Genomic DNA, 24,488 nt, shown 5'->3' on the forward strand with positions numbered 1-24,488 from the left:
GCGTCTCCCCGCCTTCGCGTGAAAACGACTTACCGCGCACCAACCTCGCCCAGCAACCAAGACCGGATCGCACTGGCCAAATTGGGCGGATCGTCCCCCTCGATCCGAACCGCATCGATCGCCGCCACCAGCGCCGACAACGGCAGCGACCGCCGTGCCGCGGCATCCTCCAGCGCCGTCCAGAAACCGGGTTCGAGGCTGATCGAGGTCGCGTGCCCGGCGATGGTGATCGACCGCTTCACCGGCCCGCGAAAGCCGCCCGGCGGCGCGACCGGCTTCATTCGCTGTCGAACAGCGACGCCAGCTGCTCGATCATCGTGCCGGCCAGCTGCTCGGCGTCCATGATCGTGACCGCGCGATTGTACCAGCGGGTCACGTCATGACCGATGCCGATCGCGACCAACTCGACCGGCGACTTGCCCTCGATATAGGCGATCACCTGCCGCAGGTGCCGCTCCAGATAGCTGCCCGAATTGACCGACAGGGTGGAATCGTCGACCGGCGCACCGTCCGAGATCACCATCAGCACCTTGCGATCCTCGGGCCGCGCGATCAGCCGGCCATGCGCCCACAGCAGCGCCTCGCCGTCGATATTTTCCTTCAGCAACCCTTCTCGCATCATCAACCCAAGCGACTTCTTCGCCCGCCGCCACGGCTCGTCGGCCTGTTTGTAGACGATGTGGCGGATGTCGTTCAGCCGACCGGGCTGGGGCGGGCGACCGGCGGCGAGCCACGCCTCGCGGCTCTGTCCGCCCTTCCACGCGCGGGTGGTAAAGCCGAGAATCTCGACCTTCACCCCGACGCGTTCCAGCGTGCGGGCGAGGATGTCGGCGCTGATCGCCGCGATGCCGATCGGGCGGCCGCGCATCGACCCCGAATTGTCGATCAGCAGCGTGACGACGGTATCGCGAAACTCGGTATCGCGCTCGATCTTGTAGCTCAACGACTGCGCCGGATTGATGACCACGCGGGCCAGCCGCGCGGCGTCGAGCAGCCCTTCTTCCTGGTCGAAGTCCCATGACCGCGACTGTTGCGCCATCAACCGGCGCTGCAACCGGTTGGCGAGCTTCGTCACCACCCCCTGCAACTGCACCAGCTGCTGGTCGAGATAGGCACGCAGCCGCTCCAGCTCGTCGGCCTCGCACAGTTCGGTCGCGGCGATCACTTCGTCGAACTTGGTGGTGAAGGCGCGATAGTCGAACTGGGTGTTGAGGTCGGCAAAGGGGCGGTTGGGGCGCACGGGCATCATGCCGCCCTCGTCCTCGCCATCGGCCATGTCGTCGCCCTGCGCATCGACATCCTCGGACATGTCGTCCGACTGGCCATCGGACTGCTCGTCGTCGCTGCGGTCCTCGCCGCGCGCCTCGACCTGCCCTTCGCCGCCCTGCTGTTCGCCTTCGTCCTCGCCGTCGTCCTGCGGGGTTTCCTCGTCCTCGCCTTCGGAATCGTCGCCGCCGTCATCGGCCTGTTCGGGCTCGACCTCGCCCTCGACCAGCTCGAGGTCCTGCAGGATGCGGGTGATGCCGCGCCCGAACGCCGCCTGATCGCCAGCCAGCGCGGACAATGCGTCGAGCTGGGCGCCGGCACGTTCCTCGATCCAGTCGGTGATCAGCGCCATGGCGGGGATCGCCGCGGCGGGCGGCATCCGACCGGTCAGCCGTTCGCGCACCATCAGCTGTACGGCGGTCGACAGCGGCACTTCGGCGCGGGTGCGTGCGCGGGTGATCGGGTCGGAGCGCATCCGCATCGCCAGCGCCTGATCCAGATTGTCGGCGATCCCGTCATAGCCCGCCGACCCGATCGCATCGACCCGCGCCTGTTCGACCGCATCGAACACCGCGCGCGCCACCGCATCGCCCGGCGCCGCGCGGGCGTGAAGCGCGGTGTCGTGATAGCGCATCTTCAGCGCAAACCCGTCGGCCAGGCCCCGGGCCTCCGCCACCTGATCGGCGGGCAGCGCGCGCGCGGGCATAGGCACCTTGATATGCTTGCCTGATGCGACCGGCGCGTCGGCGGTAAAGCCCAGTTCCACTTCCGGCTCCTCGGCAAGCGCGCGCGAGGTGCCGCGCAGGACGTCGCGAAACCGGTCGAGTGGAGATTCCTGTGCCATGGCGCCTGCTTTGGGGATTGCCCGGAGCAAGGGCAAGGGGGTGGTGGCGGGGCAGCAACGCAAATGACAAGCGCTTCCGCCTCCGGTAGAAGAACGCGGTGGCAATCCTCCGACGCCTGATCCTGACCCATAAGGCAGCGGCGCTGCTGGCAATCGCCATCGCGTTAGCGATGAAGGCGATCGTGCCAGCGGGGTTCATGCCCATGCTGGTCGAGGGGCGCGTTGTTATCGCGCTGTGCCCCGGCAGCAGTCCAGCTGTAACGATGGCCCACCCCGCCGCCATGGCCTATCATGAGATGACGGCCGTACAGCACGGCGGCCACAGCAAACCCGACACCCCCCAACACGACAACAAGCCACAACCCTGCGCCTTTGCCGGATTGACCGCGCTGTCGCTGGCGGGGGCGGACCCGGTGGTGTTGGCGGGGGCCATCGCCTTCGTCCTGGCGCTGGGGTTGCAGATCGTCGTTGCGCTGCCGACGATACGGCCCGCCCGGCTGCGGCCGCCGTTGCGCGGGCCGCCTGTGATCGCCTGACATCGTCCGGTGCGGTTGGCCTCGTCGCTGCTGGCGGCGGGGCTGTCGCGCTGCTGTCTGGACGGAGTGCCGCACGCCGCTTTCGGTCGTGCGCAGGCTCCCAGCGATCATCAGGAACACCCTGTCATGCCACCTCACACGGCCGCGTCTGCGGCCCCATCTTGCCGTGCGCCGGTCGCGTCGCGGCGAACGCGCCGGCCCTATGGACCGCTCCATCGCCCACCGGGAGGCCGGCGATGAGCGATCCGCGCCTTTATCGCACGATCTGGCGCTGGCATTTCTATGCCGGGCTGATCGTCGCACCGTTCCTGCTGATCCTGAGCATCACGGGCACGATCTATCTGTTCAAGGACGAGCTGAACGATGCGCTGATGCCCGATCTGCAGATCGTCGCGCCGGTCGCTCGTCCGCTCCCGCCGTCGCGGATGATCGCGGCGGCGGTGACGGCGGTCCCTGGCGTGCCGACGCGGATCGACCTGCCCGAGGCGCCGACCCGTCCGGCAAAGGTGTGGATCGATGCCGCAAGCGGCGAGCCGCGACAGGTGATGGTCGACCCGGCATCGGGACGGGTGCTGGGCAGCTATGTCTACGCCCATACGCTGGTCGGGTTCGCCGACGTCATGCACGGGTCGCTGACCTTCGGGCCATGGGGCGATGCGGTGGTGGAGCTGGCGGCGTGCTGGGCGCTGATGCTGATCGCGTCGGGGCTGTTCCTGTGGTGGCCGCGCGGGCGGCGGTCGATGGCGGGCGTGTTGTGGCCGCGGCTGCGGGCGCGGGGCCGCGTGTTCTGGCGTGACCTGCATGCGGTGACGGGGGTGTGGAGCGTCGCGCTGATCGCGTTCCTGCTGCTGACCGGGCTCCCCTGGGCGGTGGTGCAGGGGCCGCTGGTGCGCGGCGCGTTCACCGCGATGGGCATCGGTAACGAGGCTGCCCGCTTCGACCGTGTCTCGCCACGCAGCACGCCGATGGCGACGCTGGGTGGCGTGCCGTGGAGTCAGGAGACCGCTCCGATGACGGCATCCGACCCCGCCCATGCCGAGCATGGCGGCGGCGGGCATCACGCCGACGCGGACGATGCGGCGGTCGCCGGCGCCGACGCGATCGCCGCGAAGGCACAGGCGGCGGGGATCACCGGGGGCTATCGCCTGTACCTGCCGTCCGGCCCGACCGGCATCTACACCGTGATGGTCACCCCCCGGCATCCCGAGGGACAGCGCACGCTGCAATATGACCGCTGGTCGGGGCGATTGTTGTGGGAGAATGGCTGGAACCGCTACGGCATCGGGGCGAAGGCGGTCGAGCTGGGCGCGCAGATCCATATGGGCCGTTATTTCGGGCTGCCCAACCAGCTGCTGATGCTGCTGCCATGCATCGCCATCATCCTGCTGGTGGTCAGCGGCGTGACGATGTGGTGGCGCCGGCGCCCCAGGGGCAGGCTGGCCACGCCACCGCCGGTCAGCGGGGCACGGCTGCGCGGGGCGATCACGCTGCTGGCCGTGGCGGGCGTGTTCCTGCCGCTGTTCGGGGCGTCGCTGCTGGTGCTGGCGGTCGTCGACCGGATCGTGGCGACGCTGCGCCGACCCGCGGTCGCGTGAGGTCAGTCGACCGGCGCCAGCGCGCGCCGGTCGACATCGATCCAGCGGTCCTTGCCCTCGCCGCCGCGTGCGTCGCGCATGGCGCGCAACCGCCGGGTGGTCGGCGCGTCATGGTCCATCCACAGCCGCACGCCACCCGAATGAAACAGCATCGCCCAGTCGCTGCCGCTGTCGCCGGCGACCAGCATCGGGCGGCGGACCGGGTCGATACAGGCCATGATCGCGGCGACCTTGCCCTCCTGCCACGGGAGCGGGGTCCAGAGCGTCGTCATCGGCGTGAGCGCGGCGCGGGCGGACCAATAGCCGGGGCGGGCCGCCGTCCCCTGCGCAATGTCGCGCCGCGCGGTCGAGATCTGGCCGGCGGCATCGCGCAGCAGCATGGTCGTGCCGATCACCCGTTCGGGCGGGATCGACAGGCCGTAGCGCGGGTCGGACGCGACCATGCGCACGACCTCTTCCTGCGACGCGCTGACGATATAGACCGCGACGCCACGTGCCTTCAGCGCCGCGATCAGCGCGCGTTGTGCGGCATAGATGCGGGGGGCTTCGATCGTCTCGTCCACCTGTCGCCCGTCGCGGACATAGCGGACCGGAATGCCGCCACGATGGGCGAGGAGAGCATCGAAGCGCTGTTTCAGAACGCCCAGCGGTTGCCCGGCAAAGACCTGCGCGCTCCACGGCAGGCACAGCTTCGCATCGAAATCGCACAGCCGCCGATAATAACCGTAGAGGCTTTCGCCCGGATCGAGGGGCATGGGGCGCAACTCCGGCGGCAGGCGGTCGACCGACAGCCAGCCCTGCTGTTCGAAGAAGGCGATGCCCGCTTCCTCGATATCGCTGCTCCACAGCGTCCCGTCGGCGTCGAACACGGCATAGTCGCCGGGCCGGGCGGCGGCGACGGCGCGGTCGAGTTCGGCCTGGACCGGGGCGGGCCATGGCGTTGCGGCGGCGAACATCAGCGCGAACAGGAGCATTACGACAGGCTTTCGACAAAGGGATCGCTGACGCTCGCTTTTCCCGCACGGTCGTGGCGCCCGGTGATGCGGCGGCGCCACGCGGGATGGTCCGCATGGGTCAGCGTCAGGTCATACCAGCCGAGCGCCTGTTCGAGCGACCAGCGGTGGCGGCCCGTGCCAAGCGCTTCCTCGGTCGCGCCGCCGCCGGGGGTGAGGCGACGCAGGCGCAACCCGGTGCCCGGCGTGATGACGGCAAGGCCGGCGTCGCCGACCGTCCAGGCGACCGGCGGCACCGTGTCGCCCCGCGTGCCGACGAAATGGCGGTGGAAGCCGTTCGGCCCCAGCACCCACAGGTCGTACCGACCGTCCGCGTCGAACGGCCAATGCCCCTCGATCCGGCTGCCTGCCCCCACGACGTAGCGACGCGGCGGGTGGTCAAGCGCGTGCCGGTCGTAGACGTGGAACACGGCGCCCGCGCCATCGGCGGCGAAGCGCAGGGTCAGGCCGGTATCGGCGACGCGCTCGGTCGCCTCCAGGCGATAGGGCAGCGCGCGCGAGCGGCGGACGCCCGGTTCCTGCCATGGCGCGGCGGCGGGCGGGGCGGGGGGATCGACCTGTCCTTTCAGTGCGGCGGCGCGCCGCGCGTCCGCGCCCGGATCGGGCAGGCGCGGCGCGGCGGTGTCGCTTGCCGCAAAGTCGAACGCGCTGGTCAGGTCGCCGCAGATCGCCCGCCGCCACGGCGCGATATTGGGTTCGTGAAACCCGAAGCGCGTTTCGAGGAAGCGGATGACCGAGGTGTGGTCGAAGGTCTGCGAATTAACCCAGCCGCCCCGGCTCCACGGCGATACGACATAGAGCGGCACGCGCGGGCCGAGGCCATAGGGGCGACTGCGATACTCCGGCAGGTCGATGTCCTTGTCGCCGATGCTCGGCATGTCGTGATAGGCGCCGGCCAGATCGACGGTCGATCCGCCGAGCAGCTTGCCGTCCGTCCCGCGCGACGGCGGGGCGGGGGGCGGAACGTGGTCGAAAAAGCCGTCATTCTCGTCGAACATCACCAGCAGCACGGTGCGCGCCCAGACCTTCGGGTCGGCGGTCAGCGCGTCGAGGATGCTTGCGACATAGTCCGCGCCCTGTGCCGGGCTGGAGGGGCCGGGATGTTCGGACCCGGCGGCGGTGGCGATGACATAGGACACTTGTGGCAGGTGGCCGGCGAGCACGTCGGCCTTCAACTGCTCGGGGCCACGCGTGGTCAGCGCCCGGTCCTTCAGCTCAGCATCGCCGCGCCCGGCATGCGCCTCGCGAAACGCCGCGAAGCCGGCCAGCGGATTGTCGGTGAAGTTATCCGCCATGTCCTGATAGATGCGCCAGTCGATGCCGGCCGCCTGCATCCGCTCGACCGTGGTGGTCCAGCGATAGGGATCGGGGGCGCCGCCCTGATCGACGAAATTGTCGTGCGAATTGCCGATCGCCGGGCCGCCATGGGTGCCGGCGGGGTCGTTGGTGCCGGTCCACAGCACCAGCCGGTTGGTGTTGGTCCCGGTCTGCGTCGCGCAATGATAGGCGTCGCAGATCGTGAACGCCTCGGCCAGCGCGAACTGGAAGGGGATGTCGGCGCGGGCGTAATGCCCCATCGCGCGCGGGTGCTTGGCCTCGGGCCAATGCGCCATGCGGCCTTGGTCCCATGCCCGCTGTGCATCGGGCCAGGCGTGCGGCGTGCCCTCCATCCGCATCAGTTCGAACTGACGGCGGGTATCGAGATGGAAGGGGCTGGTGACGCGCGGACCGCCCGGCGCGGTGCGGTCGCTCTGTTGCCAGACAGTGCCGCCGGGCGTCGGGATCGGGAAGCGGTCGCCGAACCCGCGCACCCCGCGCAACGTGCCGAAATAATGGTCGAAGCCGCGATTTTCCTGGCACAAGATCACGACATGCTGGACGTCGGCGATGGTGCCCGTGCGCCGGTCGGGCGCGATCGCGGCGGCACGGGCGATCGACGCGGGCAACGCCGCCGCCCCGACAAGAGCGGCACCGGTGGACAGGAGGGTGCGGCGTGACAGGTCGACCATAAGGGTACTCGATAGCTTGTCGTCGTCCCCGTGCAGGCGGGGACCCATGGACGCTGACGTAGCGGCGCAATGCGAAACGTCGGCGGCAACGGATCCCCGCCTGCGCGGGGATGACCGGTAGGTCAGAAGTCGAACGTCAGCGCCGCCGTGACCGTGCGCGGCGTGCCGAGGAACGCCGACCCGCCGTCCGCGCCGGCCAGGTAGCGCCGGTCGGCAAGGTTGGTCGCCTGCACCGTCAGCGACATGCCCTTCATCACCGCATTGACCTCGCCCAGGTCGATGCCGGCATAGGCGTCGACCGTGGTGAAGCTGGGCGCGGTCGCATCGCCGTCGCTGCCGATGAAGCGGTCGCCGACGAACTTGGCGGCTGCGCCGACCTTGAACACGCCGCGGGCATAGTCGGCCGCCGCGACCCACATGTTGCGGGGGCTATTGATGACCTGCCGCCCCGGCGTCACGCCGATATCGGCGTCCTGCGCGGCATTGCCGGTGCCGATATAGGTCGCGTGGTTGTAGGTATAGTTGCCCGACAGGGTCAGCCCCTGCGTCACCCGGTACGCAAGCGCCGCCTCGATCCCGCGGCTCTTGATCCCGCCGACGTTCAGATAGACGCTGTCCTGCTCCTCCAGATAATCGATGCCGGTGACGAGGTTCGCCGAGATCGACTGGATGCGGTTGTTGAACTTGATGTCATAGGCGGTCAACGACGCCTTGACCCGCGGCGTCGAATAGCGCGCGCCGATTTCGATGTTGTTCGCGGTTTCGGGCTTGATGCGGGCGATCACCTCGCGCGGTTCGCCGAGCGGCCCGTTGCCGATCGCGGCGAAGTTCTGCGAATAGCCGGCGAACGCCTCCAGCCCGTCGATCGGCGCATGATAGACGATGCCGGTCGAGATCAGCGGGCGGCTGTTCGAATTCAGCTCGGTCACGGCACGGCCGTTCAGCAATTCGGCGCGCCGCTGGTCGAGGAAGAACTGCTTCACCCCGAACCGCGCGGTGAGCGGGCCATAGGTCACCGCGTCCTCGACATAATACATGATCTCGTCGAGGTCGTAGTCGGTGCTGAACTGCTGGTAATAGGGCTTGCCGTCGAACGCCGGGCCGACCAGCGCGTTGGTGATCTTGTGCCAGTCGCGCAGCTGGTTGGCACGGCCGCGTTCCCACCACAGGCCGCCGCGCAGCGTGTTCTGGAACGCGCCGAAATCATGCGTCCACGCCGCATCGGCGGTCAGGCCGCCACGGTCGTTTTCATAATGGGTGTGGCGGTACGACATGACCGGGGTCGACCCTACCGCGTAGCAGCGGGGCGCATAGACCGCCGGGATCGCCGCCGTGCCGGTGCAGCCGGTGAGGAAGGTCGCCTTCGCACCGGTCGGGTCCACGAAATAATAGCGGCCGAGATTGCCGCCGCCGATCACGGTCGGCTGGCTGCCGGTGAACTCGCTTTCCGGGTTGCCGGCGCCGTCGTTGCGGACATCGACCAGATAGGGCGGTGCGAAATCGCCGCGCCCGCGCATGCGGTGATAATAGCCCGCACCCGACAGCTTCACTTCGCCCAGATCGGTCTCGCCACGCAGATAGGTGAAGAAATTGCGGCGCAGCGCGCGCGAGGTCGAGCGATAGCCCTGGTCGATGTACGGAATGCCGGTCCAGTTGTCGGTATAGGCATCGTGGTTCGGATCGTTGGCGAACATTTCGGGGCTGACCGACCCGAATTCCGCTTCGTCGGCATCGTCATAGCTGACCCAGCCGGTCAGCTTCACCCGGTCGATATGGCTCACGATCTTCGCATCGACATGATCGCGGCGCGTCTCGCCCGATCCGCCGATCCAGTCCTTCACCCGGCTGGTCGAGGCGCTGACAAAGGCGCGGGTGTCGCCGGCGAACTGGCCGGTATCGACCCGGCCATAAATCTTGCGCGCGCCGAAATCGCCGCCGGCCAGCGTGAAGCGATAGCGGGTGTCGCGCGTCGGGTCGGTGGTGACATAGTCGAGCGTGGCGCCCAGCGCCTCGTTCGAGCGCGACGAGATGTCGGCGGTGCCCTGCGACACGGTCACCGTCTTCAGGTTCAGCACGTCGAGATAGCGGTTGGCCCGCGATCCGCCACCATAGCCCGAACCGCCATTGGGCAGGCCGTCGATGGTCGAGCCGATCTGCTGGCCGCCGCCGCCGCCCGAGCTGAAGCCGCGGATGCTGATCGAGGTCGCCCAGTCGGACGAACCGAACGCGTCGCCTTCCGCCACGAACACGCCGGGCAGTTCCTTGATGACGTCGTTGACGCTGGTCAGGGCCGACTGGCGGTCGAGCATCGGCTCGGTCACCTGCGTGTTGGCGAAGGTCGTCGCGCGGCCGGTCACGACGATCTCGCCGCCGCTGCGTGCCTCGTCCTGCGTGCCCCCCGACACTTCGGCCGTCGCCGCATCGGCCGGAGCCGTCTGCGCATGGGCGTGCGTCGTCCCCGCCGCGATCGCCAGGATCGCCGCACCCGTGATGAACTTCATGATGTCTCCCTTGGCGGGCGTGCCGCCTTGTCCCGGCCGTTGTCCGACCCCGGACGCGCCTTTGGCGGGAATTGATGACGCGTGTGTGACATTTGATGATATTTGCGGAGTAACGTGAATAATTGGCGGAGTGATCTGTCACATCAACGCAATATCATCATTTGTGCAGCGAAAATCGTCGCCAGAACCACAGACCCGACACGGTCGCCCCGCCGCCCAGCATCAGGGCGGTCGTCAGCGTCGCGCTGGTGAAGAAACCGAGCCACGGCGCGCGATTGTCGGCCAACTCACGCAACAGCATCAGCGCGACGCTGCCGGCATAGCCGAACGAATCGGCGAGATAGATCAGGAAGCCGGCATTGCCCGGCGACTTGCCCAGCGCCATCATCCGGTCGAACAGCACCGCGCTGAACGGGGCATAGGCGCTGTAGATGCCGATGCCGATCCACACCGTCCACGCGACCGGCCCGATCCAGCCGAGCCGGAACAGGAGCGTCGCGCCGCCCAGTGCCAGCGCGCCGAACAGGATCGCGCCATGGATCGCCAGCAGCGCGCGCAGATTGCTGCGGATCGTCGCCAGCATCGCCATGCCGATCAGCACCACGATCGTTACCGGCACTTCGGTGATCGAAAACATCGCCGCCGGCGCGCCGTTGCCGAGATCGCCCCAGATTTCGGCGGCGAAATTGTCGCGAAAGTCGCGCAGGCCGGTCAGCAGCGTATAGCCGAGGATCAGCAGCGCAAGCGGCAGGGCGTGCGCGCGGACATAGGCGCGGCGTGCCGGGCCATCCATCGCCACGCGCGTCCCGCGCGCCGCACGATCGGCGGCATCGGGCGGCGGGGTCCGCGCCAGCACCGCCAGCGCGGCGACGAGGACCGGCGCGAACACCAGCCCCGTCACTGCCGGCATCCAGAAGGGTGACAGCCCGTGCTGGACGAGCAGCGCTCCCGCCGTCCGGGTCGCGCCCGACGACAGGATGAAGCTGGCGGTCAGCATCGCCGCCAGCATTTCCGACACGCGCCGCCCCTCCAGATAGCGAAAGACGAGGCCCCAGATCATGCCGAGCGGCAGGCCGTTGAGGAACAGGCATAGCGGCCCGGCCCAGGCGGGTAGCAGCGCAAAGCCCAGCAGCGCGAGCCACGCCGCACCGATCAGCGACAGGATCAGCCGCGCCCGCCGGTCGGCGCGGTGCTCGGCGACCACCTTCACCCCGACCATCTTCGACAGGGCATAGCCGACCGCCTGCGCCAGGATCAGCGTCGCCTTGTAATCCAGCAACTGCCACAGCGGCGCCTGATCGGCGAAGGCGACCGCCATGACCGGTTTGCGAAAGGCGTACATCGCGAAATAGACGCAGAACGCGGCCAGCCCCGCCGCGAACAGGGGCACACGGGAAGGGGCTGGCGTCGACAAGCTGCTGACAATCGCTACGAAACAGCTGCGCTCCTAGGGCACGGATATGTCGGTTCGATGACCTTGGCACTGGCGTCCCCACGCCCCATGTCGACCCCATGGCCCTTGCCCGATGGATCACCCCGCATCCCAGCGGCATTCACCTGCCCGCGATCGACGTCTGGATCGATCCGTCGGAACCGGTCGAACGTGCGCTCGTCACCCATGGCCATGCCGATCATGCGCGTGGCGGGCATGGACAGGTCTGGGCGACGCCGGAGACGCTGGCGATCATGGCGACGCGCTATGGCCCGCAAAACGGGGTGCCGATCGCCTATGGCGAGAGCATCCGCATGGGCGACTACGACATATCCTTCGTGCCCGCCGGTCATGTGCTGGGATCGGCGCAGATCGTGCTCGACCATGGTGGCGAACGCGTCGTCGTGTCGGGCGATTACAAGCGCCGGCCCGATCCGACCTGTGCGCCGTTCCAGCCGGTGCCGTGCGACGTCTTCGTGACCGAGGCGACCTTCGGCCTGCCGGTCTTCCGCCATTCCGAAACCCGCGACGAGATCGACAAGCTGCTGGCGGCGCTCCGCATGGAGCCGGAGCGTTGCGTGCTGGTCGGCGCCTATGCGCTGGGCAAGGCGCAGCGGGTGATCGCCGAGGCACGGGCGATGGGGTTCGACGACCCGATCTACCTCCACGGTGCAATGCAGCGGCTTTGCGACCTCTATGTCGAACTGGGCGTCGATCTGGGCGAACTTCGTCCGGTCGCGAGCGCTTCCAAGGCGGAGTTGCAGGGCCGCATCATCGTCGCACCGCCTTCCGCTTTGGGCGACCGCTGGTCGCGGCGGCTGCCCGACCCGATCACCGCGATGGCCAGCGGCTGGATGCGGGTTCGCCAACGCGCCCGGCAGCGCGGCGTCGAACTGCCGCTGATCCTGTCCGACCATGCCGACTGGGACGAACTGACGGAGACCCTGACCGAAATCGCGCCGAAGGAGGTGTGGGTAACCCACGGCCGCGAGGACGCGCTGGTCCATTGGTGCATGACCCGCCAGATCAAGGCCCGCGCGCTCGACCTAGTCGGCTTCGAGGACGAGGATGATTGAGGGGGCGGGGCAGCGGTTGGGGCCGTCGCTTAGGTTCCCGGCGGATCGCCTCAGACGTTCGGACAGGATGGATCAGCGTGCGGCAGCCACGATGACGCCCTTACGCGCCTGATGGGACTTAGACCGGTCACCCCACCGTCACCCCGGACTTGATCCGGGGTCCCGCTTCTTCTTCTCCGGTCGACGGAAGGCGAGCCCCCGGCTCAAGGTCGGGCTGCCGGGCAGGCGGATGTCGCGCCATCAGCCATTTCGAAATCTTACGAAAGAACGGCCGGTCGACCGGAAATCAACCGAACCACGCCCCCACATCCGGGGCGCGGCTAACTACGATGCCCGTACCGCGCCTATCGACCAGCATCAGCATCTACGAACAGCCGACCCGCAAAACGGCCCGCTTCGATCACCACTTACGGAAAGCTCGCTCCGGCAACGCCCGAAACGCCGTCCCGCCTCAGAACCGGAACGCCGTCCCCACATAGATCGCCTGCCCCTCGCGGCGATCCGGCGACACGCGCAGCATCCGCTCGCGGTCGGTGCGGCTGCGCATGCCCGCGGTCACGTCGAGGTTGCGGGTCAGCTTCAACGATCCGCCGCCATCGAGCGAATAGCCCGAGGTGTCGGTGATCATCTTCGGCTGGTCGGTCAGCGCATGGTCGACCGTCAGCGGCGCGCGCGTGCCGAACTTGCGCGCCGAATAGCCCATGCCGACGGGATCGCGGCTGCCCGGCTGGGTGCCGAGATCGAGTCGGGTCAGGTCGCCGATCGCGGCCAGCCGCTTGCCGCCGACCGATCCGCCCAGATTATAGGTGACGGGGTTCAGCGCCAGCGTCGGCGTGACGGCGGCGACACGGTCGGTCGGGCGTTCCGCCTGCATGGTCGCGCTGCGGACCGCGGCCTTGATCGCACGGCTGCCGATGACGGCGCCTTCGGACGGCGTGAACTGGAACCCGGTCGGGTTCAGCGCGGTGCGCGACAGCGCAGCGGCGAGTCGCGGGTCGGCCGAGGCCGGCGTGAACGAGCCGAAGCCCGCCAGCGGCATGCGGTCGAGATCGAGCTTCTTGAGGACACGCGGCGCGCGCTGTTCCTGCGCGAACAAGGCAGGCGACGCACCAAGCCCGGCGGCGATCATCGCCCCCAGTCCAATGCCAGCCAAGATCCTGCCACCCGTCATGTCAAACCTCACTCCCCGCTAATCGCGATATCATGATTCGGTTTCCCGTATCCACCGCCTCCGGTCGCTTTCCCGGCTAGTGTTGCATCGAACACACATATTTGTCCGACCAAAGCGGTGGCGGGCCGGAACGGGGCGTCGGCGGGCCGATTGCGCACCCTTGCCGGTGCGGATCACCAACCCGCTTGCCGCGTCCGCGCCACCTCCTATAGAAGCGGGCCGAACTGCCATATTGGCCTGTAGTCAAGGAACCGCCGATGAACCGCCCGCTGCTGATCGCGTTGCTGGCAACGCTTGCCCTGCCGATGGCCGCGTGCAGTGGCGGCAAGGGCCGCGTCGCGGGCGACCTTGCCGCATCGAAGGTCACGACGATCGGCGTGAACAGCTATCTGTGGCGCGCTAGCCTCGACACGCTGTCGTTCATGCCGATGGCGCAGACCGACTCGAACGGCGGCGTCATCGTCACCGATTGGTACGTCAATCCGGCGGTGCCGACCGAACGCACGAAGGTGACGGTCACGATCCTCGACCAGGACCTGCGTGCCGACGCGCTGCGCGTGGCGCAGATCCGCCAGGTGAACCAGGGCGGCCAGTGGGTCGAGGCGCCGGTGACGGCCGCCACGGTGCAGAAGCTGGAAGATATCATCCTGACCCGTGCGCGCGACCTGCGCCGCGGGGCCATCACGGGCTGATCCGACGACCATGACTCCGCGTTTTTCGCCGGCCGAGGCCGATGCCCGCTGGCAGGCGGCATGGGATTCGGCGCAAACTTTCGTCGCCGACGACCACTCGCCCAAGCCCAAACGCTATGTGCTGGAGATGTTCCCGTACCCCTCGGGACGCATCCATATGGGGCACGTTCGCAACTATACGATGGGCGACGTGCTGGCGCGCTTCCTGCGGATGACCGGCCATGAGGTCCTGCACCCGATGGGGTGGGACGCGTTCGGCATGCCCGCCGAAAATGCGGCGATGGAAAAGAAGGTCCATCCCGGTGAGTGGACCTATGCCAATATCGCGGCGATGAAGGCGCAGCTGAAGCGGCTGGGCCTCGCCTTCGACTGGTTGCGTGAGTTCGCCACCTGCGATCCCGACTATTACGGCCACGAACAGGCGCTGTTCCTCGAACTGCTCAAGGGCGGGCTGGTCTATCGCAAGGAGTCGGCGGTCAACTGGGACCCGGTCGACATGACCGTACTGGCCAACGAACAGGTGATTGATGGGCGCGGCTGGCGCTCGGGCGCGCTGGTCGAGAAGCGCAAGCTCAGCCAGTGGTTCCTGAAGATCACCGATTTCGCCGACGACCTGCTCGCCGGCCTCGGCACGCTCGATCAATGGCCCGACAAGGTCCGGCTGATGCAGGAAAACTGGATCGGCAAGTCGGAAGGGCTGCAATTCTCCTTCGCGCCGGTCGCGCCGTTCGATCAGCGGATCGAGGTCTATTCGACCCGTCCCGACACGATCTTCGGCGCCAGCTTCGTCGCGATCGCCGCCGATCACCCGATCGCGCGGGCGCTGGCCGACGCCAAGCCGGACGCCGCCGCGTTCATCGAGCTGTGCAAGCAGGGTGGGACCACCGCGGCCGAGCTGGAAACCGCGGAAAAGCTGGGCTTCGACACCGGCTACCGGATGCAGCATCCGTTCGCTGCGGGCGTCGAACTGCCGGTCTATATCGCGAATTTCGTGCTGATGGACTACGGCACCGGCGCGGTGATGGGCGTGCCGGCGCATGACCAGCGCGACCTCGACTTCGCGCGCAAATATGGCCTCGACGTCCGTCGCGTCGTGGCTGACGGCGACCTGACCGATCCGGTATTCGATGGCAGCGAAGCCTATACCGGCCCCGGCCGCCTCGTGAACTCCGACTTCCTGAACGACATGGACGTCGCCGCTGCCAAGCGCGCGGTGATCGACCGCGCCGAAGCCGGCGGTTGGGGCAAGGGCACGACCGTGTGGCGCCTGCGCGACTGGGGGGTGAGCCGCCAGCGTTACTGGGGCACGCCGATCCCGATCGTGCATTGCGGCGCATGCGGCGTGGTGCCGGTTCCGACCGACCAACTGCCGGTCAAGCTGCCCGAGGACGTGTCGTTCGACATCCCCGGCAACCCGCTCGACCGCCATCCGACCTGGAAGCATGTCGATTGTCCGTCGTGCGGTGCACCGGCGCGGCGGGAGACCGACACGCTCGACACCTTCGTCGATTCGTCCTGGTATTTCATCCGCTTCGCCAGCCAGCCCGACGACAAGCCGTTCGATCGGGCGGTCGCCGAAAGCTGGCTGCCGGTCGACCAGTATATCGGCGGGGTCGAGCATGCGATCCTCCACCTGCTCTACGCACGCTTCTGGACCCGCGCGCTCAACCATGTCGGGCTGATCGACCTGAAGGAGCCGTTCGCCGGCCTGTTCACGCAGGGCATGGTGACGCACGAGACGTACAAGTCGGCGGACGGCCGCTGGCTTGCGCCGTCCGAAGTGACCGACGGTATCGAAACCGCGACCGGTGATGCGATCACCATCGGCCGCGTCGAAAAAATGTCGAAGTCGAAGAAGAATACGGTCGATCCCGAACCGATTCTCGATCGCTACGGCGCCGATGCCGCGCGCTGGTTCATGCTGTCCGACAGCCCGCCCGAACGCGACCTGCCGTGGAGCGAAGCGGGGATCGAAGGCGCCGAACGCTTCGTCAAGCGCGTGTGGAAGCTGGTCGCGAATCACACGGCCGGCGGCACCAGCCCGGAGGCGCTGACCCGCGCTGTCCATCGCACGATCGCCGGCGTCGCGGACGACATCACTGCGCTCCAGTTCAACAAGGCGGTGGCGAAACTCTATACGCTGCTGGGCGAGGCGGAGAAGGCGAAGGGCATGTCGGACGCTGACATGGACGCGCTGCTGCTGCTGGTCAGCCCGATGATCCCGCATCTGGCGGAAGAGGCCTGGTCGCAGCTTGGCCGCCCCGGGCTGATCGCCGATGCCGCCTGGCCGCTGGTCGATGCGGCGATGCTGGTCGAGGCGGAATCGACCATCGCGGTGCAGGTCAACGGCAAGCTGCGCGACACCATCGTGCTGGCCAAGGGTGCGCCCAAGGAAGACGCCGAGGCCGCTGCCCTTGCGAGCGAGAAGATCGTCCGCGCGCTGGAGGGCAAGGCGCCGCGCAAGGTCATCGTCGTGCCCGACCGTCTCGTGAACATCGTCGCATGATCCGCGCCGCCGTCCTCGCTGCCGCGTTCCTATTGGGTGGCTGCGGCCTGCGCCCGCTCTATGCCGGGGGCGAGGGCGGGGTGGTGCGCCAGACGCTATCAGGCGTCGAGGTCGCGCCGATCGCCGGGCAGAATGGCTGGCTGGTCGCCAATGCGCTGCGCGACCGGCTGCGCGCCGAAGGGCCGGCGCGCTACCGGCTGGAGATCAAGCTGGACGATGACATCACCGGTCTGGGCGTGCGGCGCGACGATTCGATCACGCGCGAACGGCGGACGCTGCGCGCGCGCTATCAGCTGATCGACCTGTCGAACGGCGCTGTGACGCTCGACGCGACGGCGGGGTCGGATGCCGGGATCGACGTGGTGCGGTCCGAATATGCGACCATCACGGCGGAACGCTCGGCGCTCGAACGGCTGTCGGTGATCGTCGCGGACCAGATCGTGACGCGGATCGCGCTGAACCTGCCCAAGAACGGCTCGTGAAACTCCGGCCCGAGCAGGTCGCGGCCAAGCTCGACCGGCCCGGCCCCGATATCCGGCTCTACCTGTTCCACGGTCCCGACACGGCCGGCGCGCTGGCGCTGGCCGCGCGACTGGCGAAGGGCGTGGGCGAAGGGGCCGAGCGGGTCGATATGGACGGCGCGATGCTGAAAGGGCGCCCCGGCCTGCTCGCCGACGAATCCGCGTCGATGTCTCTGTTCGGCGATGCCCGCTTTATCCGCGTGACCGGCATGGGCGAGGAATCGGTCGAGGCGGTGACGCTGCTGCTCGCCGCCGAACGTGCCGGCAATCCGGTCGCCGCCATCGCGCCGACGATCAAGGGCACGTCGAAACTGGTGAAGCTGGTCACCGCGTCGCTCAACGCGGTTGCCGTCGCCTGCTACGTGCCCGATGCGGCGCAGGCGGCGAAGCTGGCGGTGGCGATGGCGCGCGACCATGGGTTGCGCCTGCTGGGTGACGTGCCCGACCGGCTGGCGGCGGTGACGGCGGGCGACCGCGCGGTGCTGGCCAGCGAGATCGAGAAGCTGGCACTCTATCTCGACGCGTCGCCCGAACGGCCGCGCGATGCCGATGGTGAGGCGTTCGACGCGATCGGCGCGTCGATCGCCGATGCGGAGATGAACGGCATCGTCAGCGCGATGATCGCGGGCGATGCAGCCGCGGCCGCGCTGCCCGAAATGCCCGGCGGACCGATCCCGCTGTTGCGCGGCGTCGCCCGGCGGCTGTTGTCGCTCGCCGAAATGCGCGCCGAAATCGATGACGGCGAAAGCGTCGACCGCGTGATGGAGCGCCACCGCGTGTTCTTCAAGGAACAGGCCGCCACCGCGCAGGCGCTGCGCCGCTGGGACGCGCCGCGCCTCGCCCGCGCTCTGGAACGGGTGCGCGATGCGGAGCGTGCGGCGCTGTCGGGCAGCGGGCTGGGCGAAGTGATGACCGCTGCCGAAGCGATCGCCATCGCCCGCGCGGCGGCGCGTGGGCGATAATGCATAAAAGCATTTGCACGACCGCAAACGCGCTGCTAGGGGCACGCTCCTGCCAGCCAAGGGGGCGACCCCAAGGTGTTCACGTGCGGTCGTGGCGGAACTGGTAGACGCGCAACGTTGAGGTCGTTGTGGCCGAAAGGCCGTGGAAGTTCGAGTCTTCTCGACCGCACCATTTCCCGTTCCGTGATCGGAACGGGGCTATCTTGAAATCGGTATCTTTACTGCAACTGGGTTTGCTGCTGTTTCACCACCAACGGCTGCAGATTGCGTAGCAATTCCATCCCCATGCCGTTCTGTGCCGCAAGGCCCGCCTCGCGCAGCGCGATCTCCAGCGTACAGCGCGCGGCCATATCCTTGTCGTCGCGCAACACCTCCCGAACCCGGGACACCGGCCATCCGGTCCGCTTCGCGACATCGTCGATGATCGCACCGGGTACGGTGAACCGCTGTTCGCCATTCGGCGACGGATAGTTGTTGGTATGCAGGATCACCTCGCGCAGCAGCGCGCGCTGTTCCTCGCGCAGCGGTTCGGGCAGCGGGGCGGGGTCGACCGCGACAGTGGCGGACGGGCAGGCGGCGGGCGACCGCTGTTGCAGGATGCGCATCGCGGCGAGGTCGAACCGGGTGAGCCGCACCAGCAGGTCGTCGGGCAGCTGGCTCATGCCCGCTCGCAACCGCTTGTCGGTCAGCTTGCCGATGATCGCGCTGTTGGTGACCGGCTCGCCACTGCCACCTTCCGCCGGTTTGGCGTTGGCGACTTCGAAAACGATATCGACCGCCAGACCGGGATTGATCTTCTGCAACTCGGCCAGGTCCCTGCCGGTCAAGGTCTGCGCGATATAGTTTGCATCCGGCTCACGGGAGGGCTGCGACCACCAACTCATGCCGATCCGCGCCGCGACGACGATCAGGATCAGCGCGATCCACACCCGCAGCGAAATGCGCGGATTGTCCTTCGGCGGCGTGCGGCACTGGGCGACCCTGTCCGGGTCCAGCCACTGTTCGGCGGCGGGATAGCGTTCGCGAATGACCTGCAGCAGTTCGCCCGTCCGTGGATCGTGATTGAACCATTTGAACGACGCGTCCCGCTCACCCGACAGGCGTTGCCAGGCTTTGTGGAACCGATGGTCGGGCTGCGACACCAGATGCGCGAATCGCGTCGCGCCGATCCGTTCGACGATGGCGTGCGCTTCTGCCGACAGGGCGTAGTCGTTCCGCCGCTCGATCCAGCCGAACACCGCCGCCGCCGGTTCGAGCAGCGGGTCGGAGCGCGGGATGCTGGCCGCCAGCGTTTCCGCGAACCAGCGTTCGGCACCCGTCGCGAAATCCAGGTTTTCAAGCCGCGGATCGGCCAGCAGTGCGCAGCCGTGACGGTCGATTTCCGCCAGTTCCTCTGCGGTGGGTGCCGCATCGTGGCCGGGGAAGAGCAAGGCCTCGAGCGCGTGGAAATGCGCGTTCATCGCCTCGGCCAGTGCGTCGACTTCCGCCTCCGGCTCTTGCTCCAGCGTGAACTCGGTCATGGGGGCGAGCGGAGCGTCGGGGAGATCGACGGCCGCTATGTCCATGTCCGCCACTGGGTCGGCCACCTGTGCCAGCGCAGCGTCGCGAGCGTCGCGCAGTGCCTCGAACGCGTCGGGGTCGGCATCGACGTCCATCGCCTTCAGCCGCGCGGCATAGGCGCGGCGGATTGCGCCGCGATCGCTGGTCGGATCGCAGTCGAGCGTGGCCCAGATGCCGCGCCTCACAAGAACCGCTCGCCTTCGATCTGGTCGAGCGCCGCGCCGAACGCCGCCCGCGCCTGTGCGATCATCCGTTCGTCCTGTGTCGCCAGCGTGCTTTCGAACTGGCCGAGCATATGGCCGATCGCCGCGCGGGTATCGCCCAGAAACGCCTCATAGGCGCGCCGGGCACGCGCCAGCAGCGCGGCGTTGACCGCATCGTCGCGCGGATGGACCTTGAGCGCCGCCAGCGCCGCGCGGCGCTTTTCCAGCTCGACGGGATCGGGCGCGTCCTCGTCGTCGACGATCACCAGATTGCGGGTCATGCCCGTTTCCGGCACCGCAATATCGACCTCCAGCAGCCCCGAACTGTCATAGCTGAAGCGGCATTCGATCGAAACGGTGCCGGCGGCGCGGGGCGGCACAGGGACGGTGACCTCGCCCAGCTTGACGTTGCCCGACACCTCGCGCGCTTCGCCCTGATAGATGCCGAAGTTCACCTTGCGCTGCTGGTCGACGACGGTCGAAAAGCTCGACACGCGGCTGATCGGCACCGCCGAATTGCGTTCGATGATCGGCGAGAACAATCCGTTGCGAAAGCCGCCGCGCCCGTCCGGCTCGCTGGTGTCGACGCCCAGCGTGAACGGACAGACATCGGTCAGGCGGATTTCGTCCAGCCCGGCATCGCGCGCCAGCAGCCCGGCCTGCACCGCCGCACCCATCGCGACGGCATGGTCGGGATGCACCGTGGCCGCGGGAAAGCGGCCGAACATCCGGGTGACGGCCCGGCGCACGACCGGCATCCGCGTGGCGCCGCCGACCAGCACCACCTCCGACAAGGTGGCGGCGACGATGCCGCTGTCGCGCAGCGAGCGCAGCACCGGTTCGCGAATCCGCGCCAGCAGCCCGGCGGCATGCTCCTCGAACGCAGCGGCGGTGACCGGGGCGGTCAGCGCCGTGTCGTCCACCGTTACCGTCAGTTCCGCCTCGTCCGCTTCGCTGAGCGCCCGCCGGCACCGCTCCGCCGCCTGCGCCAGCAGCGCCGCCGAACGGTCGGGCGGCAGCTTGCCCAGCACGCCATCGGGGTCGAGCACCGGGCGGGCGAGATCGATCAGGCAGTCGTTGAAATCGTCGCCGCCCAGCCGGTTGTCGCCGGCCGATGCCCGCACCTCGATCACCCCGTCGAACATCTCGACGATGGATACGTCGAACGTGCCCCCGCCCAGGTCGAAGACGAGGAACGGTTCGCGGTCGCCGCGGTCGGCAATGCCATAGGCGAGCGCGGCGGCGGTCGGTTCGTTGATCAGGCGTTTGATCGGCAGCCCGGCCAGATCGCCGGCGCGCCGTGTCGCCTTGCGCTGGCGATCGTTGAAGTAGGCGGGTACGGTCACGACCGCGCCGGTCACCGTTTCGCCGGTGAACGCCTCGGCATCGCGCTTCAGGCTGGCGAGGACCAGTGCCGACAGTGCCTCCGAATCGAAGTCGCGCTTCGCCAGCCGTGCGGTTTCACGGGTACCGATTCGGCGCTTGAAACTGGTGACGGTCCGGTCGGGATGCGTCGCCATCCGGTCGCGCGCGGCGCGCCCGACCAGTACGGCATCGTCGTCGCCGATGCTGACCGCCGACGGCGTCAGAAACTCGCCCAGCGCATTGGGAACCATCACGGGCTGGTCGCCCTGCCACACGGCACAGGCGCTGTTGGTGGTGCCAAGGTCGATGCCGACGATCATGTCCCGCCTCTTGTCGTTTCGCGATCGATGTAACGTGTGGTGTGCCGGTGGCAACGCCCGATGGGAATCGCGGCGTTAACCAACTGGTATCCTCCTGTCCCGTAAGGATTCATGCTGAGGACGATGGGTCCGGGGGGGGGACACGTAAAATGCGTAAAAGCGGGATATTGCTGGCGGCGACCGCATGTGTGACCGTGGCGATGCCGGTGTCGGCGCAGGGCCTGCGCGGTGTCGTGCCGTCGGCCGGGGACAAGACCGACGGCAAGCCAGCCGAGGAACAGTCCGCCAACACCGCCGATATCGTGGTGACCGCGACCCGCCGGTCGCAGCGCCTGTCCAACGTGCCGATCGCGGTCAGCGCCTACAGCACCGCCGCGCTGCAAAATTCGGGCGCGACCGACATCCGCCAGATGGCGCAGCTGTCGCCGTCGCTGATCGTATCGTCGACCGGATCGGAAGCGAACGCGACCGCCCGCCTGCGCGGCATCGGCACGGTCGGCGACAATCCCGGCCTCGAAAGCTCGGTCGCGGTGTTCATCGACGGCGTCTATCGCAGCCGCACCGGTTCGGGCCTGAACGACCTGGGCGAAGTCGAGCGGATCGAGGTACTGCGCGGGCCGCAGGGCACGCTGTCGGGTCGTAACTCCTCGGCCGGCGCGATCAGCATCTACACCAAATATCCCTCGTTCGATTTCGGCGGCTATGGCGAGGCGACGTACGGCAATTTCAACGCGGTCCGCCTGGCGGGCGCGCTGACCGGCCCGATCGTCAAGGACAAGCTGGCGTTCCGCGTCGATGGCGTGTTCGGCAAGCGCGACGGCTTCTACCGCGATGTCGTCAACGACACCGATTACAACGACCGCAACCGCTATTTCGTGCGCGGGCAGCTGTTCTTCAAACCGGTCGACAATTTCTCGGTCCGGCTGATCGGCGACTATACCTATCGCGACGAGAAATGCTGCGGCGCGGTCTATCTGAACACGCAAGAAAAGCTCGATCCGACGCCGGGCGTCGAAGGCGACTATGTTCCCGCCGCGCAGAACCGCATCGTCGCCATCATGCGCAGCCTCGGCGCCGTGCTGCCGAGCGACGGCGATCCGTACAACCGCCAGATCGCCAATACGCGCGGTCGTGCCTATTCGAACGTGACCAAGGATTATGGCGGCTCGGCCCGCATCGGCTGGACCTTCTCCAACCTGCAGCTGATCTCCATCACCGCCTATCGCGAATATAAGGCGGGCGGTGCGGCCGATGTCGATTACGGCAGCCTCGACATCGCCTATCGCCCCGATGACGGCAACGCCTATCGCGAGTTCCGCACCTTTACCCAGGAAACGCGGCTGAGCGGCGGGCTGTTCGGCAACCGGCTCGACTGGATGGTCGGCGGCTATTACGCCCATGAAAAGCTGGAGGTCGCCGACAATCTGCGCTTCGGCGCCGATTTCGGTGCCTTTGCCGCCTGCCGGGTGGTCGCGACGATCAACCCGCTCGCTGCCCTGCGCGCGCCGCGGGCATCGGGGTGCCTCAGCGCGGTCGGACGTGCCGCGCTGACCCCGGCGGTCGGGCCGACGGTCATCGGCGGCATCGACCGGCTGTCGACGTTGAATGACCTGGGCAGCATCCGCGACCTGTATGACCAGACCAGCAGCAACTATGCGTTCTTCACCCACAATATCTTCAAGGTGACCGATACGCTCAGCCTGACCGGCGGTCTGCGCTATACCCATGAATCCAAGCAGCTGGACGCCAGCTTCGTGAACAACAACACCGTCTGCCCGGCGCAGCAGGCGGCACTCGGGCCGTTGCTCGGCAGCAGCAACGCGACGCTGCGGTCGCTGGCGGTGGGCATCATCACGCTGACCTGCACCGGCAATTCCACCGCCGCGCTGACCGGCGTGCCGATCCGTGATTCGCTGACCGAGGGGCAGGTGACCGGGACGACCGTGCTGTCGTGGAAGCCGGCGCCCAGCACGCTGCTCTATGCGTCCTATGCGCGCGGCTACAAGGCGGGCGGCTATAATCTCGACCGGTCGGACCTGTCGGCAACCGTGTTCGCGACGCCGACCGCCGCCAGCGCGTCCAACCTGCGCTTCGACCCGGAAACGGTGCAGGCGTTCGAAGTCGGCGTGAAATACAGCTCGGCGAAGTTCACCGCGAACCTCGCCGCCTTCCATTCGGCGTTCCGCAATTTCCAGCTGAACACCTTCAACGGCACGAACTTTATCGTGCAGAATATCAGCGCCTGCGCGGACTCGCTGGGCGGTGCGGATCGCGACAATGATCCGAACACCGGCCGCTGCACCGGAAAGGTCGGCGCGGGTGTCGTGACGCAGGGCTTCGAACTGGAAGCCGGTGCCTATCCCGCGCCCGACCTCGCCTTCAACATCGGCTATACCTATGCCCATACCCAATATCGCCGGAACCTGGTGGGCAGCGAATCGGGCGAGCCGCTGAACAACGCGCTGTTCCTGTTGCCGGGCAACCAGATGTCGAACGCACCGCGCCACACCATCACCAATTCGGCGGTGTGGACCCCGGCGGTCGGCCGTAACCTGACCGCGCTGTTCTATGTCGATAGCCGCCTGTCGAGCGACTATAACACCGGGTCCGACCTGTTCGCCGAAAAGGAACAGGACGGCTTCTTCCTGATGAACGCCCGTATCGGCCTGCGTGGTCCGGAGCAGCGCTGGGCGATCGAGTTCTGGGGTCAGAACATCCTCGACACCGATTATCAGCAGGTCGCCTTCTCCGCCCCGTTCCAGGGATCGGGCAGCGTGTCGCAGGTGACGCGCTTCGGGTCGCCGGCCTTTGCGGCCGGCAATGCGATCACCTCTTCCTACCTCGCCGAACCGCGCACCTACGGCATCACGCTGCGGTCGCGGTTCTGACATGATCGTCCTGCTGCAAACGGAACGT

The 24,488-nt window shown here is 67.9% G+C and carries 17 protein-coding genes and 1 tRNA gene; 9 read left to right on the plus strand and 9 right to left on the minus strand.

Annotated elements, in window-relative coordinates; all coding sequences use genetic code 11:
* Positions 1–29 precede the first annotated feature (29 nt).
* Together PPZ50_RS05095 and cobT are read right to left on the minus strand one after the other, a co-directional pair.
* Complete coding sequence (locus PPZ50_RS05095) at positions 30–281, minus strand: ribbon-helix-helix domain-containing protein (RefSeq protein ID WP_126014025.1); 252 nt, start codon at positions 279–281, stop codon at positions 30–32.
* Entirely contained in the window at positions 278–2,110 is a 1,833-nt protein-coding gene (gene cobT / locus PPZ50_RS05100; protein ID WP_126014027.1) for a cobaltochelatase subunit CobT, read from the minus strand. Before cobT ends, PPZ50_RS05095 begins: the two co-directional genes overlap by 4 nt.
* 98 nt (positions 2,111–2,208) lie before the next feature.
* Between cobT and PPZ50_RS05105 the strand changes: the two genes are divergently transcribed.
* The gene (locus tag PPZ50_RS05105; RefSeq protein ID WP_066693871.1) at positions 2,209–2,646 is read left to right on the plus strand and encodes a hypothetical protein; all 438 of its coding nucleotides are present in this window, start codon (positions 2,209–2,211) and stop codon (positions 2,644–2,646) included.
* Between the two features lie 236 nt (positions 2,647–2,882).
* Complete coding sequence (locus tag PPZ50_RS05110; RefSeq protein WP_126014029.1) at positions 2,883–4,241, plus strand: PepSY-associated TM helix domain-containing protein; 1,359 nt, start codon at positions 2,883–2,885, stop codon at positions 4,239–4,241.
* A 2-nt stretch (positions 4,242–4,243) separates the two neighbouring features.
* Here PPZ50_RS05110 and PPZ50_RS05115 read toward each other — a convergent pair whose 3' ends face one another.
* The 4 genes from PPZ50_RS05115 to PPZ50_RS05130 all read right to left on the minus strand — a co-directional run bounded on the left by PPZ50_RS05115 (position 4,244) and on the right by PPZ50_RS05130 (position 11,154).
* On the minus strand, positions 4,244–5,215 hold the full coding sequence (locus PPZ50_RS05115) for a haloacid dehalogenase-like hydrolase (RefSeq protein WP_066693868.1): 972 nt from the start codon (positions 5,213–5,215) through the stop codon (positions 4,244–4,246).
* Positions 5,215–7,263 (minus strand): phosphocholine-specific phospholipase C, encoded by a 2,049-nt coding sequence (locus tag PPZ50_RS05120; protein WP_066693865.1) that lies wholly within the window; start codon positions 7,261–7,263, stop codon positions 5,215–5,217. The genes PPZ50_RS05115 and PPZ50_RS05120 overlap by 1 nt, the downstream gene beginning before the upstream one ends.
* A 122-nt stretch (positions 7,264–7,385) precedes the next feature.
* Entirely contained in the window at positions 7,386–9,764 is a 2,379-nt protein-coding gene (locus PPZ50_RS05125) for a TonB-dependent receptor domain-containing protein (protein WP_066693863.1), read from the minus strand.
* Positions 9,765–9,921: 157 nt separating this feature from the next.
* Entirely contained in the window at positions 9,922–11,154 is a 1,233-nt protein-coding gene (locus tag PPZ50_RS05130) for a DUF5690 family protein (RefSeq protein ID WP_206432970.1), read from the minus strand.
* Positions 11,155–11,276: 122 nt separating this feature from the next.
* On the opposite strand from PPZ50_RS05130, the gene PPZ50_RS05135 reads away from it, so the two are divergent.
* The gene (locus PPZ50_RS05135; RefSeq protein WP_066693858.1) at positions 11,277–12,272 is read left to right on the plus strand and encodes a ligase-associated DNA damage response exonuclease; all 996 of its coding nucleotides are present in this window, start codon (positions 11,277–11,279) and stop codon (positions 12,270–12,272) included.
* Positions 12,273–12,723: 451 nt separating this feature from the next.
* Here PPZ50_RS05135 and PPZ50_RS05140 read toward each other — a convergent pair whose 3' ends face one another.
* Positions 12,724–13,425, minus strand: a complete 702-nt coding sequence (locus PPZ50_RS05140; protein WP_126014038.1) for a hypothetical protein — start codon at positions 13,423–13,425, stop codon at positions 12,724–12,726.
* 275 nt (positions 13,426–13,700) lie between these two features.
* Here PPZ50_RS05140 and PPZ50_RS05145 point away from each other — a divergent pair, with 275 nt between their 5' ends.
* The 5 genes from PPZ50_RS05145 (at position 13,701) to PPZ50_RS05165 (ending at position 18,296) form a co-directional block, all read left to right on the plus strand.
* Entirely contained in the window at positions 13,701–14,135 is a 435-nt protein-coding gene (locus PPZ50_RS05145) for a DUF3576 domain-containing protein (RefSeq protein WP_066693854.1), read from the plus strand.
* A gap of 10 nt (positions 14,136–14,145) precedes the next feature.
* Positions 14,146–16,641 (plus strand): leucine--tRNA ligase, encoded by a 2,496-nt coding sequence (leuS, locus tag PPZ50_RS05150; RefSeq protein WP_066693852.1) that lies wholly within the window; start codon positions 14,146–14,148, stop codon positions 16,639–16,641.
* The gene (lptE, locus tag PPZ50_RS05155) at positions 16,638–17,123 is read left to right on the plus strand and encodes an LPS assembly lipoprotein LptE (RefSeq protein ID WP_066693850.1); all 486 of its coding nucleotides are present in this window, start codon (positions 16,638–16,640) and stop codon (positions 17,121–17,123) included. The genes leuS and lptE overlap by 4 nt, the downstream gene beginning before the upstream one ends.
* Positions 17,120–18,124 carry a DNA polymerase III subunit delta gene (gene holA, locus PPZ50_RS05160; protein ID WP_066693848.1) on the plus strand — a complete coding sequence of 335 codons (1,005 nt, stop codon included), beginning with the start codon at positions 17,120–17,122 and terminating at the stop codon, positions 18,122–18,124. The genes lptE and holA overlap by 4 nt, the downstream gene beginning before the upstream one ends.
* An 85-nt stretch (positions 18,125–18,209) precedes the next feature.
* Positions 18,210–18,296 (plus strand) — tRNA-Leu (locus PPZ50_RS05165).
* A gap of 46 nt (positions 18,297–18,342) precedes the next feature.
* Here the strand turns inward: PPZ50_RS05165 and PPZ50_RS05170 are convergent.
* Both PPZ50_RS05170 and PPZ50_RS05175 read right to left on the minus strand, forming a co-directional pair.
* On the minus strand, positions 18,343–19,869 hold the full coding sequence (locus PPZ50_RS05170) for a hypothetical protein (protein ID WP_066693845.1): 1,527 nt from the start codon (positions 19,867–19,869) through the stop codon (positions 18,343–18,345).
* On the minus strand, positions 19,866–21,572 hold the full coding sequence (locus PPZ50_RS05175) for an Hsp70 family protein (protein WP_272815732.1): 1,707 nt from the start codon (positions 21,570–21,572) through the stop codon (positions 19,866–19,868). The genes PPZ50_RS05170 and PPZ50_RS05175 overlap by 4 nt, the downstream gene beginning before the upstream one ends.
* Before the next feature lie 149 nt (positions 21,573–21,721).
* On the opposite strand from PPZ50_RS05175, the gene PPZ50_RS05180 reads away from it, so the two are divergent.
* Positions 21,722–24,460, plus strand: a complete 2,739-nt coding sequence (locus PPZ50_RS05180; RefSeq protein ID WP_066693840.1) for a TonB-dependent receptor — start codon at positions 21,722–21,724, stop codon at positions 24,458–24,460.
* Positions 24,461–24,488 lie beyond the last annotated feature (28 nt).

Source organism: Sphingomonas hankookensis, from assembly GCF_028551275.1.
In the GTDB taxonomy this organism is placed as follows: domain Bacteria; phylum Pseudomonadota; class Alphaproteobacteria; order Sphingomonadales; family Sphingomonadaceae; genus Sphingomonas; species Sphingomonas hankookensis_A.